Here is a 15,114-nt window from a genome sequence, read left to right as displayed (position 1 = left end):
CGCGAAGACAAGGCAAGTGGTTGAACCTGTCACGCGGGCGAGCGTTAGGGGACTATGGGTCATATCTTAAACCGAGATCTTTACGTCCCCTCCATCGATGCTTGGATTGATCCGAGCGTGCCACGTCCGCGTGCGGTGATCACCCACGGCCATGCCGACCATGCGCGATCGGGGCATGGGGCGGTGTTGGCGACGCCAAAAACCATCGAGATCATGAAGGTGCGGTATGGCGTGGATTGCGCGGACACTTTCCAAGGGCTCGATTTTGGCGAAAAACTCACAATCAACGACGCGGTGGTGAGCCTTTATCCGGCGGGGCACATTTTGGGCTCCGCGCAGGTTCTTATTGAAGCCCAAGGCCAAAGGGCAGTGGTGACCGGGGACTATAAGCGTTTGCCGGATCGGACAGCGGAAGCGTTTGAGCCGGTGGCCTGTGATCTGATGGTCACCGAGGCGACGTTTGGCTTGCCTGTGTTTCAGCATCCCAAGCCGCAGACCGAGATCGCGCGGCTCTTAAAGTCGGTGCAGGATCAGCCAGAGCGCTGCCATTTGGTGGGGTCATATGCATTGGGCAAAGCACAGCGGGTGATCGCGCTGTTGCGCGATGCGGGCTGGGACAAGCCCATCTATTTGCATGGCGCAATGATTAGGCTGTGCGAGCTTTATGAGCAGTTGGGCGTGCCGCTGGGAAACCTCATTCCGGCGACCGGGACGAGCAAGGCAGAAATGGCCGGGCAGATCGTCATCGCGCCCCCTTCGGCTATTCGGGATAAGTGGAGCCGCCGCTTCCCCGACCCGGTGGTGTGTCAGGCTTCCGGTTGGATGAGTGTCAAACAGCGGGCGAGACAGGCCCTGGTTGAACTACCGCTGATTATCTCTGACCATTGCGATTGGGGCGAGTTGAACCAGTCCATCCACGATAGTGGTGCTTCAACCATTTGGGTGACGCATGGGCGCGAGGATGCGCTGGTTTATTGGTGCAAGAAGCAGGGGCTTGATGCTGAGCCGCTGGCGCTGCCTGGCCTTGATGACGACGGCGGGGAGGGCGCGGAATGAAGCGTTTCGCGGATCTGCTCGATCTCTTGGCACTGACGCCATCGCGCACGCGAAAGATTGCGGCACTGGCACAGTATTTTGCTGAGGTACCCGACCCAGACCGGGGGCTGGCGTTGGCAGTTCTGACCGGCGAATTGGACATCCGCAATGTGAAGCCGCAATTGCTGCGGCAGACGGTGTTGGCGGAGGTCGATGAAACCCTCTTTGCGCTTTCCTACGATTATGTTGGCGATCTGGGCGAGACCATTGCGCTGATCTGGCCACACCACGGCACCGGTGTGCTGCCGAGCGTGAGCGCGGTGGTCGATATTCTCAATCAGACGAGCAAAGCCGAATTGCCCAAGGTGATTGGCGATTTGCTGACCAATGCTGCAATCCATGAACGCTGGGCCTTGGTGAAGCTGGCGACGGGCGCGCTGCGGATTGGCGTTTCGGCACGGCTGGCCAAAACGGCGCTGGCGGAGATGAGCGGAGTGCCACTGCAAGAGATTGAAGAGGTCTGGCATGGGCTCAAACCGCCTTATGTCAATCTCTTTGCGTGGCTAGAGGGCAAGGCCGAGAGGCCCGACATTGATCACACAGCGCGGTTTCATCCGTTGATGCTGTCGACGCCGATAGAGCTCAACGATTTTGAAAAACTCGACCCCAGCGACCACTCGGCTGAGTGGAAATGGGACGGTATCAGAGTTCAGTTGGTGCTGAACGGCGACAGCAGTTCGCTGTTTTCGCGCACAGGGGACGATATCGCGGGAAGCTTTCCTGATGTGGTGGAGGCTGCTCGGGGGCGGGCGGTGCTCGATGGGGAGTTGCTGGTCGGCAAGAGTTTTGAGCCGGGAAGCTTTAACGATCTGCAGCAGCGGCTGAACCGGAAGGTGGCTACGAGCAAGCAGATGGCGGAGCTGCCGGGCTTTGTGCGTGTCTACGACATGCTGTTTGATGGCGATGAGGACATTCGGGCCCTCCCTTGGCGGAAGCGACGAGCACGACTTGAGGCTTGGTTCGCGCGCAATCCGCAGACGCGGCTTGATCTATCGCCGGTTCTGGACTTTGCCGATTGGGAGGAATTGGCCAAGCTCCGCCGCATGGGAGCAGATGAGCATGGGCACGAAGGAGTGATGATCAAACTCAAAAGCTCGCCCTATGTGCCGGGGCGGCCAAAGGGGTATTGGTTCAAGTGGAAGCGCGACCCTAATGTGGTCGATGCCGTGCTGATGTATGCCCAGCGCGGGCATGGCAAGCGGAGCTCCTATTACTCCGACTACACATTTGGCGTGTGGAAGGGCAATGAGATTGTGCCAATCGGAAAAGCCTATTTTGGTTTCACTGATGAAGAGTTGAAACAGCTTGATAAGTGGATCCGCGCCAATACAACGGCGGCGTTTGGGCCCGTGCGTGAGGTCAAAAAAGAGCTTGTGTTTGAGGTGGCGTTTGACAGTGCGCAACGCTCGACACGGCACAAATCTGGCGTCGCCCTACGTTTTCCGCGCATCAGCCGCATTCGATGGGACAAGCCTGCGCAAGAGGCGAATAAGCTTGAAGATATGGACGCATTCTTATGAGCGGGATGAAGATCGAACCGAGGGACTAAAGATGTCATCGCGAGCGAATTTGCAGCGCTTACAAGCGCTCGAAAAGGAAATGGACGCAGCGGCGGCCGATTTCGATTTTGAGAAAGCCGCAGCCCTGCGCGATGAAATTGCGCGTCTCAAGGGGGAAGCTGATGGCATTTTTGGGCGCGCACCACCGGGCCAGATCGGGCTTGGCACGGATCAGCCTGTTCGAGAGCCACCCAAGAATTGGGTGAAACCCAAGAAGCCGGATTTTTTAATCGGGGCGAATAAAAAGAAGCGTTAGGTTTTGACCAGCCGATCTTGCGCCAGGTTCTTGATCTCGCGCAGCTCGCGGATCGTCGTCTCGAGGTCATCGCGTTGCCGCTCCAACAGGGCAATGCGCTCATCGACTTTCTCGGCGAGCAGGTTCACCTGTTGACTGCGGTTGGCGTCATAAAGGCTGAGGTAATCGGAAATATCGCGCAGCGAAAAGCCGAGGCGTTTGCCGCGCAAAATTAGGATCAATCGGGCGCGGTCGCGACGCCGAAAGACGCGGGTTGCACCAACGCGCTCCGGATTGAGTAGACCCTTGGTTTCATAAAAGCGGATTGCACGCGTTGAAATGCCGAACTCTTTGGCAAGGTCGGCAATGGCGAAGAGATCTTTTGTCTCGCTGGCCTCTTCGGTCACTTTTGCGCTTTCCGCTGTGTGTATTCTTCACGGAGCTCTTTCTTGGAGAGCTTTCCGATCAAGGTCTTAGGCAAACTATCCTTAAAGATAAACTCTTTTGGCATCTCGAGTTTGTTGATTTTCTCGGCCAAGAAGGTCTTTAGCGCGGGGCCGTCCGTGGACATGCCTTCGCGCAATTTGATGAAGGCGACCGGGGCTTCGCCGCGGTATTCGTCAGGAACACCAATGACGTTCACCTCTTCGACGGCCTCGTGCGTCGCGAGTGCCTCTTCGATGGTGCGTGGGTAGACGTTAAAGCCTGAACAAATGATGAGATCTTTGATGCGGTCAACAAGGAAGACATAGCCGTCTTCGTCCATGTGACCGACGTCGCCGGTGCGCAGCCAGCCGTCCATGAACACATCGGCATTGGCTTCATCATTGTTGAAATAGCCGGCCATGACCTGCGGGCCCTTGAGCTGCAACTCGCCATCTTCGCCGAGACCGACAACTTGTTTGGTGTCGATATTGACGAAGCGAACGTCAGTGGCCGGGAGCGGCAGGCCAATGGACATGGGCTTGTTGACGCCCGAGAAGGGGCCGCAGCAGACGACCGGCGAGGCTTCAGTGAGGCCATAGCCTTCAACGAGGCGGCCGCTGGATTTTTGCGCAAACAGACCGCGCAACTCATTTGGCAATGGTGCGCCGCCAGAGACAATGAGCTCGAGGCTGGCGAGGTTTTCGCGGGTGAAGCTAGAATTGTTGACCAAGGCTGCGATGAGGGTCGGCACTGCGGGCATCAAATCGGGCTTGGCGCGTTTAAGCAGGGCCAAGAAGCCCTTGGGCTCAAAACGCGGCATCATAAACACCGACATGCCGCAAATGAGCGGCATGTTGAGGCAAGTCGTCATGGCAAAGATATGGAAGAAGGGCAGTACCGCCACGGCCTTGTTGCCAGTCTTGAACACTGGAGAAAACCACAGGCGCGCCTGGTCGGCGTTGGCGGAAATATTGGCGTGCGTAAGGAGGGCGCCCTTGGGGATGCCAGTGGTGCCGCCGGTGTACTGCTGCACCGCGATATCACTGCCATTGATCTGTACCGGTGTCGGCGTGTGGCGTTTCGCCAGAAGGGCCTCGAAGGAGTACAGCGCCGCGCCCTCGTTGCTGCGCGGAATTTTGGTCAGCTCTTTGGCCTTAACAACACTGAACAAGATTTTCTTGACCAGCGGGAGCGCATTGGGGAAGTGCGCGACAATCAGCTTTTTGATGTGACCCGCTTCGACAAGGGCTTGGCCCTTTTCGCAGATATTGGCGAGGTTGAGCGTCACCATGATGTCGGCACCCGCATTGCGGGTGATGTGCGTCAGCTCAGGGATGGTGTAGAGTGGGTTGCAATTCACCACCGTACCACCAGCCAATAGCGTACCGTAGTAGGCGATGGGGTAGAACGGGGTGTTGGGGAGCATGAGCGCCACACGCGTGCCCTTGGTGACCCCGAATTCTTTTTGCAGCGCACCGGCAAAGGCGCGGATTTGCTCAGCAAGCGAGGCAAAGCTGGTTTTTCCGCCTAGGAAGTCGAGAGCCAGACGATTGGGTTCGCGCGCGCAAGTGGCGAGGATTTGCTCATGGACTGGGGTCGTGTCGATCTCTGCGTCCCAAGCAATCGTTTCAGGATAGCTGTGGAGCCATGGGCGCGACTGCTTAGAGGTATCCAAAGAAGTGTCCAAGAGAAAATCCTCCAATAGTACTGCGCTGCGCGGAGCAGCTTGTCCCCCTCGCGTGTTGAATGAACTTTGTGTTCGGCTCTTTGGTCGATTTTTCCAACACGTATTGGAAACTATTCCACGGGTTTACGTTAGCGTCAATTGAGCGCTTGTGACTGCTCAGGGCACCAAATCAAGGTTTGCGTTACCACTGGCGATGAACCTATTGGTGTGTAAGTTGACGTATACGTAAACTTGAGTAAATTAAGTGGGCGTCGCGCTTGAGTTCTGAATAGGCCTTGGGTGCGCGCTGAGGAGTAGCCGCGGCAAGTATTCGCGGGCGAGGAGACAATGGCGATCCAACCCCTGGGGTGTGGCGCGCTTGTGGAGGATAGGGGCATGACCCTGTTGCTGATCGTGATCAGTTTGATCGTTTTTGCCGCTTTGGCCGTGCGCGAAAGTGCGCTTTGGCAATGGGGAGCGGCAGTGGTGGTCATCGGCCTTGCCTCCGGTTTCCATTTTACAGCGGACGGGGCCAATTATGCTCTGGGCTTCGGGAGCTGGCTCCTGCTTGTTTTCGGCGCGCTGCTGTTGCTGCTGGCGATAAAGCCACTGCGCCTCGCGGTGCTGACGACGCCCGTTTATGGCGCTGTGAAATCCATTCTCCCCAAGGTGAGCCGCACTGAGCAGGAAGCGCTGGACGCGGGTACTGTCGGTTGGGATGCCGAGCTCTTTTCCGGGCGTCCGAACTGGGACAAACTGACCCAAATCCGCCCGCTGACCCTCTCGGCTGAAGAGCAAGCTTTTTTGGATGGCCCGACCGAGCAGGCATGCCAGATGCTCGACGATTGGGATATTCGCCATAACCGCGCGGACCTGTCGCCTGAGTTGTGGCAGTTCCTGCGCGACAAGGGATTTCTGGGCATGCTGATTGCCAAGGAACACGGTGGCCTTGGGTTTTCGGCGCAGGCACAGTCGATGATTGTGTCCAAGATTGCCAGCCGTTCGGTGGCGGCGGGGATCACCGTTATGGTGCCCAACTCGCTCGGACCAGGCGAGCTGCTGGAGAAATACGGCACACCGGCACAAAAGGAAAAATATCTCCATCGTCTGGCGACCGGTCAGGATGTGCCGTGCTTTGCGCTGACGGGCATTCACTCCGGCTCTGACGCCGGCGGTATGCGCGATATTGGTGTTGTGACCAAGGGCATGTGGAATGGCCAGGAAGTGCTTGGGGTCAAGCTGTCGTTCGACAAGCGCTATATTACGCTTGCCCCAGTGGCGACGCTGGTTGGTTTGGCGTTTCTTCTCAAAGATCCGGACAATCTGCTCGGCCGTGGTGTTGACGTTGGCATCACGTTGGCGCTGGTTCCGCGCGACCATCCGGGCCTTGATATTGGTCGTCGTCACTTCCCATCGCGCCAGGCCTTTATGAATGGTCCGGTGCGGGGCAAGGACATGTTCGTGCCGCTCGATTATCTGATCGGTGGTGTGGATTATGCCGGCCAGGGTTGGCGCATGCTGATGGAGTGTCTCTCCACGGGCCGCGCGATTTCACTGCCTGCGATCGGCACGACATCGATCAAACAAACGCTGCGCACCACTTCGGCTTATGCGCGTATCCGTCGCCAGTTTGGCATCCCCGTTGGGATCATGGAAGGCGTGGCGGAGCCGCTCGGGGAGATGGTTAAGCGCGCCTATATGTATGAAGCGGCGCGGCGGTTGACGGCGTCGATGGTTGATGAAGGGCAGCGTCCGGCGGTTATCGCGGGGCTGCTCAAATATACAACCACGGAAGCCATGCGCGACAGCATGGACGAGGCTTTCGATATTCAAGGCGGGCGCGCCATTCAGGATGGTCCGAAGAATTATCTGTTTGGCGGGTATATGGCGATCCCGGTGGCGATCACCGTGGAAGGGGCCAATATTCTCACCCGTACGCTGATGACCTTTGCGCAGGGCGTGCTGCGGGCGCACCCTTATTTGCTCAAAGAAATTCAGGCGGTTCAGAACAAGGACCGCAAGGCGGGCCTCGACGCGTTCGATCTCGCGTTTGGTGGGCACACCAAATTTATGCTGCGCAATATTGTGGCGAGTTTCCTGCACGGGGTGAGCAATGGCGCTTTCGCCTCGTCTCCCAATGAAGGGCCGATGGCGGGGCATTATCGCAAGCTGCACCGCTATTCGCAGGCCTTTGCGCTGGTGGCGGATTGGACCACGGTGGTGCTCGGAGGTTCGCTCAAGCAGAAGCAGAAGATTTCGGGCCGCATGGCTGACCTATTGGGCGAGCTTTATCTGATGTCGGCAACGCTCAAGCGTTTTGACGAGGAAGCGCGCATTGAGGAAGATAAGGCACTGGTCGACAGCATCATCGCCGACCGCATTGCCAATATCGAAAAAACCTTCGGCGAGGTGTTCGATAATTTCCCGAACCCCGTCTTTGCTTGGGCGATGCGTATCCTCTGCTTCCCCTTTGGCCGCCACGCAAAGCGCGCGTCCGACAGGGCCAACTATCGCCTGGCTAAGGCTGTGTTGGTGCCGGGTGGGTTCCGCGATCGCCTGACAACGGGCGTCTATATCTCCAATGATCCTGATGATGTGACCGGGGTCTTGGAGGATGCGTTCAAGAAGGTCGTCGACGCCGAAGAGATCGAAACGCGCTTCATCAAGGCATCGCGTAAGGGTGTTATCGAGCGTCGTCTTGATCGTGACGCGATTGCTGATGCGGTGGCCGCTGGCGTGCTCAACGACAATGAGGCGGGCATCATGCGGGCGGCCGACGAGGCCACCGAGCGCGCGGTGCAGGTTGATGATTTTGCGATGACCGTGTTGGATAAGACCGCGCCACGGTCGGCGGCGGAATAGGGATCGGAGGAAAGAATGGCAACTGCAATCGCAGAGACCAAGTTCTGGAATTTCACTATCGATCTCGAAAAGATTGGTTGGCTAACGATCAATACTCCAGACGCGCCGGTTAACACGCTTAGCCGTGCGGCGCTGATGGAATTGGAAGCACTGGTTGCCCATTTTGAGGAGATGCAGACGACCGGCGAGTTGATCGGCGTTGTTCTGCTCTCCGGCAAAGACAGCGGTTTTATCGCGGGCGCCGATGTCGCCGAGTTTGATAGTCTGAGTGACTTCTCGGTTCTGCCCGACGCGCTGCGTCGCACCCACACGATCTTCCAGCGCTTGGAGAGCCTCAAGATTCCGGTTGTGGCCGGTATTCATGGGTTCTGCTTGGGCGGGGGGCTAGAGCTAGCACTGGCCTGCCACTACCGTATTGCCGTCAATGACGAGAAAACTCGTATTGGCTTCCCTGAGGTCAACCTTGGGATTTTCCCCGGGTTTGGCGGGACTGGACGCTCTATCCGGCAGGCCGGGCCGGTTGATGCCATGCAGATCATGCTCACGGGAAAAATGCTGCGCGCCGGGGCAGCGCGTGGCCTCAACCTTGTCGATAAGCTGGTGCGGCATCGCGATATGCTGGCCTGGGAAGGCCGCAAGGCTGTGCTGCAAAAGCGCAAATCCGAGCAAGCCGCGCCGTATAAGAAGGCCATGGCTCTGCCCGGTGTTCGTGGATTTATCGCCAATAAGATGCGCGAGCAGGCGGCCAAAAAGGCGCCAAAGGCGAATTATCCGGCTCCCTATGCGCTCATCGATTTGTTCGAGGAGCATGGCAATGATTGGCGCGCGATGGCACGCGGCGAAATCGAAGCTATCACCCCACTGATGGGTGGCCCGACCGCGAGCAATTTGCGTCGTGTGTTCTTTCTCTCTGAAAAGCTCAAAAAGCAGGGATTGAAGGGCGCGAAATTTGCGCGTGTTCACGTCATCGGGGCAGGCGTCATGGGCGGCGATATTGCCGCGTGGTGCGCTTATCGCGGGATGAGTGTGACGCTTCAGGATCTCGATTTAGAGCGCATTCAGCCGGCGCTGGATCGGGCCAAGAAGCTCTTTAAAAAACGCTATAAGAAAAAACACGAGGTCGATGCGGCGATGCTGCGCCTCACCCCTGATCCGCATGGCACAGGAGTGCCGCGCGCCGATGTGATCATCGAGGCGGTGGTGGAAAAGCTTGAGGTCAAGCAGAGCATTTTCTCTGGCGTCGAAGGCAAGTTGAAACCGGGTGCGATCCTCGCGACGAACACTTCGTCGATTGAGCTTGAACGCATCGCCGAAGCGCTCAAGGACCCCAGCCGCTTGATCGGCTTGCACTTCTTTAATCCAGTGGCGCAACTGCCATTGGTTGAGGTGATCCGCTCTACCTTTAATGACGATGAAGCCATTGGTAAGGGCGCAGCTTTTGCGCTGGCTATCGGAAAATCGCCAGTGGTGGTGAAGTCTGCACCGGGCTTCCTCGTGAACCGTGTGCTCATGCCTTACATGCTGGGCGCTGTGGAGCGCGTTGAAGCGGGCGAAAGCAAGGAATTGCTCGACGCGGCAGCAGTTGCCTTTGGCATGCCGATGGGGCCGATCGAGTTGATGGATACGGTTGGGCTGGATGTGGGCAAGTCGGTTGCGACTGAGCTCGGGCATGCGGTGCCGGAAAACAGCATTTTTGCCACGCTGATTGCGCAAGGCAAGCTCGGGCGGAAGTCCGGCGAGGGCTTCTATTCGTGGAAGGACGGCAAAGCGGTCAAAGATGCAGCGCCAGAGCATCCTGATCTCGTCGGGCTGGGCCGCGAGCTGGTCAAACCACTGGTTGATATGACCGAAATTGTGGTCCGTGAAGGCGTGGTGGCCTCGCCTGAACTGGCCGATATCGGTGTGATTTTCGGCACGGGTTTTGCGCCATTTCTGGGTGGTCCAATGAAGGCCCGTGCAGACGGCCGGGCGTGAGGGGAAAGACAATGACTGAAGTGAAACGCGTTGCCATTGTCGGTTCGGCCCGCATTCCGTTTGCACGCGGCGGTACGGCATATGTCGAGGAAAGCAACCTCTCGATGTTGGCGGGGACGCTGCGCGGGCTTTCCGACAAATATGGGCTTAAAGGCGAAAAGATTGATGAAGTTATCGCCGGGGCAGTGATCAATCATTCGCGCGATTTCAATATCGCGCGAGAAGCCTTGCTCGACGCCGGGCTGTCGCCGCGCACGCCGGGAACGACCATGCAGATTGCCTGCGGTACCAGTTTGCAGGCGGCCTTGGTTTTGGCCGGTAAGATTGCTTCTGGCCAAATCGATAGCGGTATTGCGGCGGGCTCAGACTGCGTGTCAGACAGTCCAATTGTTTTCGGGCCGAAGTTTCAGCATCGCCTTCTCAATGTGAATGCTGGGAAAACTCCGGGCGACAAGTTCAAGGCTTTCAAAGGGTTTTCGTTTGGCGAGCTGACGCCGGTTGCGCCCTCGGTCAACGAACCGCGCACGGGCCTATCGATGGGTCAACATTGCGAGCTCATGGCGCGCGAATGGAACATTGCGCGGGCCGATCAAGATGCGCTGGCTGTTGCCAGCCATCGCAACGCCAGCGCTGCCTATGAAGAGGGCTTCCACGACGATCTCGTGGTGCAGCATGCGGGCCTTGTGCGGGACAATAACGTGCGGGCCGACGCCAATCTTGAAAAAATGGCGACGCTCAAACCGGCCTTTGACAAAACCTCTGGCAACGGCACGTTGACCGCGGGCAATTCGACCCCGCTCACCGATGGCGCGGCCAGCGTGCTTTTGGCGAGTGAAGACTGGGCCAAAGCGCGGGGTTTGCCGATCCTTGCTTACCTCACCACAGGCCGTGTGGCGGGAAATGACTTCGCCCATGGCGAAGGGCTGTTGATGGCACCGACGATTGCGGCAAGCGACATGCTCGATCGGGCGGGGCTGAGCTTTGCCGATATCGATTACTTCGAGCTTCATGAGGCGTTCGCAGCGCAGGTCTTGTGTACGCTTAAGGCTTGGAATGATCCCGAATATTGCCGCACCGTTCTTGGGCGTAACGACGTTCTTGGCCCGATTGATCGCGCAAAGATCAATGTGAAGGGCTCGAGCCTTGCCTATGGGCACCCATTTGCAGCGACGGGGGCGCGTATTTTGGGACTGACGGCAAAGCTGGTTTCGGGGCAGGCTGGTAAGAAAGCCTTGATCTCGGTGTGCACTGCCGGTGGCATGGGCGTGACTGCTCTGGTAGAGGGAGCGGCATGAGTGATAACGTCGTAAAATTCCGTCGCCCTGAGAAGAAGCCAGAACCAAAAGCGCCCAAGCCTAAACAGACTTGGCCGAGTTGGTTACCTTTCGCTGTGCTCCTTGCTGTGGCTGTAGTGATCTATCTTTTTCAAATGTGATGTCCGCTTAGACATGCTGAACAATAGCGGGCGCGCCTTGATTTTCGAGGGTGCCCCCGCTTTGTATTCACAAACCTGTTTGCCGCGCGAAATCAGGCTGTTGTGGCACCACATAGTTCAAGCCTAACTGTTCGTATGAACAGATATTTCATAGTTGTTTTGAGTTCTGGCAAGTTTCACTTGTCAGTAGACGGATTTGCACGATACCGTCCAATGATCTTGGCAAAGGAACTGCCAAGCTGAGTTGAAGTTGGGCAATGAACAACTTCCCCCAAGGGATAATTATAGGAGATGGGACCATATGAAGTTCACGACAGCTTTTAAGGCAGTCGCGACCGCCGGCGTTATGGCGTTGTTGATGAGCACGGCAGCTTCTGCTGTGACACTGCAGTTGCACAACGGTGGTGATCCGGGAACTCTGGACCCGCATAAGGCGTCGGGCGACTGGGAAAACCGCGTTATCGGCGACTACATCGAAGGTCTGCTCACCGAAAGCCCAAGCGCTGAAGCTATTCCGGGCCAGGCCGAGTCCTGGGATATTTCGGAAGACGGCACAGTCTATACCTTCCACCTGCGTGACGGTATTGCTTGGTCGGACGGCACCCCAGTGACCGCTGGCGACTTCGTGTTCGCATTCCAGCGCTTGTTTGATCCAAAGACTGCTGCCGACTACGCGTATCTGCAGTTCCCGATCAAGAACGCTGAAAAGATCAACTCGGGCACAATCGCTGATTTGAACGAACTTGGCGTCAAGGCAATCGACGACAAGACGCTCGAAATCACGCTGGAAGCTTCGACCCCATTCTTCCTTGAAGCGCTGACGCACTACACCGCTTACCCAGTGCCAAAGCACTTGGTTGAGAAGGTTGGCGACGATTGGACTAAGGTCGAAAACATCATCGGCAACGGCCCATACCTGATCAAGGAATGGCTGCCAGGTTCGTATGTTCGCTCTGAAAAGAACGCTGACTATTACGACGCTTCGAACGTGAAGATCGACGAAGTCTTCTACCACGTTTTGGAAGATCAGGCTGCAGCGCTTAACCGCTACCGCGCTGGCGAATTCGACATTCTGACCGACTTCCCATCTGACCAGTATCAGTGGCTGCAGGACAACATGCCTGGTCAGGCACACGTCACGCCATTCCTGGGCATCTATTACTACGTGCTGAACCAGGAAGAAGGCGAAGTTCTTTCCGACGTTCGTATCCGTGAAGCGCTCTCGACCACCGTCGTTCGCGACGTGATCGGGCCAGATATTCTGGGTACGGGCGAGCTGCCAGCTTATGGTTGGGTCCCACCGGGCACTTCCAACTATGTTGAAAATGCTTACCATCCAGCTTGGGCTGACACGCCATATGAAGAGCGCGTCGAAAAGGCCAAGGCACTGATGACTGAAGCCGGTTACGGCCCAGACAAGCCGCTGACCTTGCAGCTGCGTTACAACACCAACGACAACCACCAGCGTATCGCTGTGGCACTTGCTGCCATGTGGGAACCGCTGGGTGTTAAGATCGAGCTGTTCAACGCTGAAACCGCAGTGCACTACGACGCTCTGCGCGCAGGCGATTTCCAAATTGGCCGCGCTGGCTGGCTGCTCGACTACAACGATCCATCCAACACGCTCGACCTTCTCAAGGACGGCGTTGATCAGGCCGGTACGATCAACTGGGGCAATAACTACGGTCGCTATTCGAACGACGAGTTCAATGCGCTGATGGTCCAGGCTTCGACCGAACTTGATCTGGTAAAGCGTGGCGAACTGCTCGCTGCAGCTGAAAAGATCGCCATGGATGAGTTCGCTGCAATCCCGATCTACTGGTACGTGTCTAAGGACGTCGTCTCGCCAAAGATTTCGGGCTTTGAAGCAAATCCGAAGAACATCTTCCGTACCCGCTGGCTGTCTAAGTCCGAGTAACCGAAGTTAAGTTTTTTGAGACCGTGGGGGCCAAAAGGCCCCCACGGCGCTTTTGTCCGGGAGAGGTGCTTCGCCTCTTCGGCCAAGGAGTTCGCTATAAATGCTGGCATATGCCTTTCGGCGTGTCTTGTCGGCGATCCCTATCGCTTTGATCGCTGTGACCGCCTGCTTCTTCATTCTCCGCCTAGCTCCCGGTGGTCCGTTCGACGGTGAGCGCGCGCTCCCGCCAACAGTGCTCGCCAATCTCAGAGCGCACTACAATCTCGATCAGCCGTTGATCGTTCAGTATTTCCTCTACGTGTGGCGTTTGCTGCAGGGCGACCTTGGCCCATCGATGGTGATCGACGGGTTCAACGTTAGCGAACTCATCTCGATCGGCTTTCCCTTCACCCTCACCATGGCTTTGTCGGCATTTGTGATCGCGACGATTGTCGGCATGATCGCGGGCATGGTTGCTGCCGCTTATCAGAATAAGTGGCCCGACTATGTGTTGGTGCTGGGCGTGATGATCGGCGTGCTGATCCCGAACTTCCTGATGGCGGCACTGCTCCAGCTCTGGTTCGGCGTTTATCTGAAATGGGTGCCTGCGGGCGGTTGGGTCAGCGGCTCCTGGGCCCACTTGGTTCTGCCTGTCACAGTTTTGGCTTGGCCACACGCTGGGCGTATCTCGCGCCTGATGCGCGGCTCAATGATTGAAACGCTCGGTACCAATTATGTCCGCACGGCACGTGCGAAAGGGCTTGGCGAACGTCTGGTGCTGATGCGCCATGCGATCAAGCCGGCACTGCTGCCCGTCGTGTCCTATCTTGGACCTGGCCTTTCCTATCTCCTCACTGGCTCTCTCGCCGTTGAGCAGGTGTTCGGCCTGCCGGGTATCGGCAAATATTTCGTCACAGCTGCGCTCAACCGCGACTATGGCGTCGTTCTGGGGACCACCATCCTCTACATGTTCATTATTCTCGCGCTCAATCTGCTCGTGGACCTCGTCTACGCTTGGCTTGACCCAAGGGTGAGGTACCGCTGATGGCTGGTTTTACCGGTAAAGACCACGTTCTCACCGCCTATGCTGAAAAGCTGGCCACCGAAGCGCCAAAGGGTCGCTCGCTGGGGCAGGACGCGTTCAATCGCTTGAAAAAGAATAAGATGGCGGTGATCTCCATCTTCATTCTCGTAACAATTATCCTTGTCGCCTTCATTGGGCCGTATCTTGTGCCATGGGGCTATTCCCAGGTCGACTGGAGCAATATTCGCAAGCCGCCTGATTTTGACGCTGGCCATTATCTTGGCACAGACCAGAACGGGCGCGACATGCTCGCTCGTGTGCTGCAAGGCACGCAGATGAGCTTGGTCGTGGCCTTTGTTGCGACGCTTGTTTCGGTAACCATCGGTGTCGTCTACGGAGCCGTCGCAGGCTATTATGGTGGGCGCGTTGACGCCATCATGATGCGCTTTGTCGATATTATGTATGCGCTGCCTTACATCCTCTTCGTCATCATTTTGGTGGTGATGTTCGGTCGTAACCCGGTGCTGCTGTTTATTGGCATTGGTGCGATCGAATGGCTCACCATGGCGCGTATTGTGCGTGGGCAAACGCTCTCCATTAAGGAGAAAGAGTTTGTCGAGGCCGCGCGCGCTGGTGGGGTCAAGCCTTTCACCATCATCATGCGTCACATCGTACCGAACCTGACCGGTCCGGTTGTGATCTATGCGACGCTGACCATTCCAGAAATCATCATCGCGGAGAGCTTCCTCTCCTATCTCGGTCTGGGTGTGCAGGAGCCGCAAACCTCGCTCGGTACGCTGATCTCGGCTGGTGCGCCAGTTGCCGAAGTGATGCCTTGGTTGATGCTTGCGCCAGCCGCTGTGCTGATCACGCTGCTGTTCTGTCTCACCTATATCGGTGACGGTCTGCGTGACGCGCTCGACCCCAAGGACCGATAGGAG

Annotated in this window: 11 protein-coding genes; 9 read left to right on the top strand and 2 right to left on the bottom strand. The window is 57.2% G+C overall.

Annotated features, from left to right (window positions below; all coding sequences use genetic code 11):
- The first annotated feature begins 54 nt into the window (after window positions 1-54).
- From JHC09_RS10710 to JHC09_RS10700, 3 genes are read left to right on the top strand one after another with little or no spacing between them, the layout of a single operon-like run.
- The gene (locus JHC09_RS10710) at window positions 55-1,056 is read left to right on the top strand and encodes a ligase-associated DNA damage response exonuclease (RefSeq protein WP_199531925.1); all 1,002 of its coding nucleotides are present in this window, start codon (window positions 55-57) and stop codon (window positions 1,054-1,056) included.
- Entirely contained in the window at window positions 1,053-2,615 is a 1,563-nt protein-coding gene (locus tag JHC09_RS10705) for a cisplatin damage response ATP-dependent DNA ligase (protein ID WP_199531924.1), read from the top strand. Before JHC09_RS10710 ends, JHC09_RS10705 begins: the two co-directional genes overlap by 4 nt.
- A 31-nt stretch (window positions 2,616-2,646) precedes the next feature.
- Window positions 2,647-2,910: a UvrB/UvrC motif-containing protein gene (locus tag JHC09_RS10700; RefSeq protein ID WP_199531923.1), complete on the top strand. Its 264-nt coding sequence runs from the start codon at window positions 2,647-2,649 to the stop codon at window positions 2,908-2,910.
- Here the strand turns inward: JHC09_RS10700 and JHC09_RS17065 are convergent.
- Complete coding sequence (locus JHC09_RS17065) at window positions 2,907-3,296, bottom strand: MerR family DNA-binding protein (protein WP_169195292.1); 390 nt, start codon at window positions 3,294-3,296, stop codon at window positions 2,907-2,909. The two genes, JHC09_RS10700 and JHC09_RS17065, sit on opposite strands and share 4 nt — an antisense overlap.
- Window positions 3,293-5,002, bottom strand: a complete 1,710-nt coding sequence (locus tag JHC09_RS10690; RefSeq protein WP_199531922.1) for a long-chain fatty acid--CoA ligase — start codon at window positions 5,000-5,002, stop codon at window positions 3,293-3,295. The genes JHC09_RS17065 and JHC09_RS10690 overlap by 4 nt, the downstream gene beginning before the upstream one ends.
- Window positions 5,003-5,377: 375 nt before the next feature.
- On the opposite strand from JHC09_RS10690, the gene JHC09_RS10685 reads away from it, so the two are divergent.
- The 6 genes from JHC09_RS10685 to JHC09_RS10660 all read left to right on the top strand — a co-directional run bounded on the left by JHC09_RS10685 (window position 5,378) and on the right by JHC09_RS10660 (window position 15,111).
- Window positions 5,378-7,843, top strand: a complete 2,466-nt coding sequence (locus JHC09_RS10685; protein WP_199531921.1) for an acyl-CoA dehydrogenase — start codon at window positions 5,378-5,380, stop codon at window positions 7,841-7,843.
- Between the two features lie 15 nt (window positions 7,844-7,858).
- Complete coding sequence (locus JHC09_RS10680) at window positions 7,859-9,817, top strand: 3-hydroxyacyl-CoA dehydrogenase NAD-binding domain-containing protein (protein WP_199531920.1); 1,959 nt, start codon at window positions 7,859-7,861, stop codon at window positions 9,815-9,817.
- An 11-nt stretch (window positions 9,818-9,828) separates the two neighbouring features.
- Entirely contained in the window at window positions 9,829-11,112 is a 1,284-nt protein-coding gene (locus tag JHC09_RS10675; RefSeq protein ID WP_199531919.1) for an acetyl-CoA C-acetyltransferase, read from the top strand.
- A gap of 441 nt (window positions 11,113-11,553) precedes the next feature.
- Window positions 11,554-13,170, top strand: coding sequence for a peptide ABC transporter substrate-binding protein (locus JHC09_RS10670; protein ID WP_248308969.1), 1,617 nt, complete (start codon window positions 11,554-11,556; stop codon window positions 13,168-13,170).
- Window positions 13,171-13,270: 100 nt separating this feature from the next.
- Window positions 13,271-14,194, top strand: a complete 924-nt coding sequence (locus JHC09_RS10665; protein WP_199531918.1) for an ABC transporter permease subunit — start codon at window positions 13,271-13,273, stop codon at window positions 14,192-14,194.
- Window positions 14,194-15,111, top strand: a complete 918-nt coding sequence (locus JHC09_RS10660) for an ABC transporter permease subunit (protein ID WP_169195299.1) — start codon at window positions 14,194-14,196, stop codon at window positions 15,109-15,111. The genes JHC09_RS10665 and JHC09_RS10660 overlap by 1 nt, the downstream gene beginning before the upstream one ends.
- The last annotated feature ends 3 nt before the right edge of the window (window positions 15,112-15,114 follow it).

The sequence above is a fragment of the Devosia sp. MC532 genome (assembly GCF_016461625.1).
GTDB lineage: Bacteria > Pseudomonadota > Alphaproteobacteria > Rhizobiales > Devosiaceae > Devosia.
Note: the sequence above shows the minus strand (reverse complement) of the source record. Positions and strands in the feature narration are given on the sequence as shown.

Bases quoted from the DNA above. Each gene is read 5' to 3' on its own strand.
- JHC09_RS10710 (WP_199531925.1), top strand. From the start codon at position 55: ATGGGTCATATCTTAAACCGAGATCTTTACGTCCCCTCCATCGATGCT.
- JHC09_RS10705 (WP_199531924.1), top strand. From the start codon at position 1,053: ATGAAGCGTTTCGCGGATCTGCTCGATCTCTTGGCACTGACGCCATCG.
- JHC09_RS10700 (WP_199531923.1), top strand. From the start codon at position 2,647: ATGTCATCGCGAGCGAATTTGCAGCGCTTACAAGCGCTCGAAAAGGAA.
- JHC09_RS10685 (WP_199531921.1), top strand. From the start codon at position 5,378: ATGACCCTGTTGCTGATCGTGATCAGTTTGATCGTTTTTGCCGCTTTG.
- JHC09_RS10680 (WP_199531920.1), top strand. From the start codon at position 7,859: ATGGCAACTGCAATCGCAGAGACCAAGTTCTGGAATTTCACTATCGAT.
- JHC09_RS10675 (WP_199531919.1), top strand. From the start codon at position 9,829: ATGACTGAAGTGAAACGCGTTGCCATTGTCGGTTCGGCCCGCATTCCG.
- JHC09_RS10670 (WP_248308969.1), top strand. From the start codon at position 11,554: ATGAAGTTCACGACAGCTTTTAAGGCAGTCGCGACCGCCGGCGTTATG.
- JHC09_RS10665 (WP_199531918.1), top strand. From the start codon at position 13,271: ATGCTGGCATATGCCTTTCGGCGTGTCTTGTCGGCGATCCCTATCGCT.
- JHC09_RS10660 (WP_169195299.1), top strand. From the start codon at position 14,194: ATGGCTGGTTTTACCGGTAAAGACCACGTTCTCACCGCCTATGCTGAA.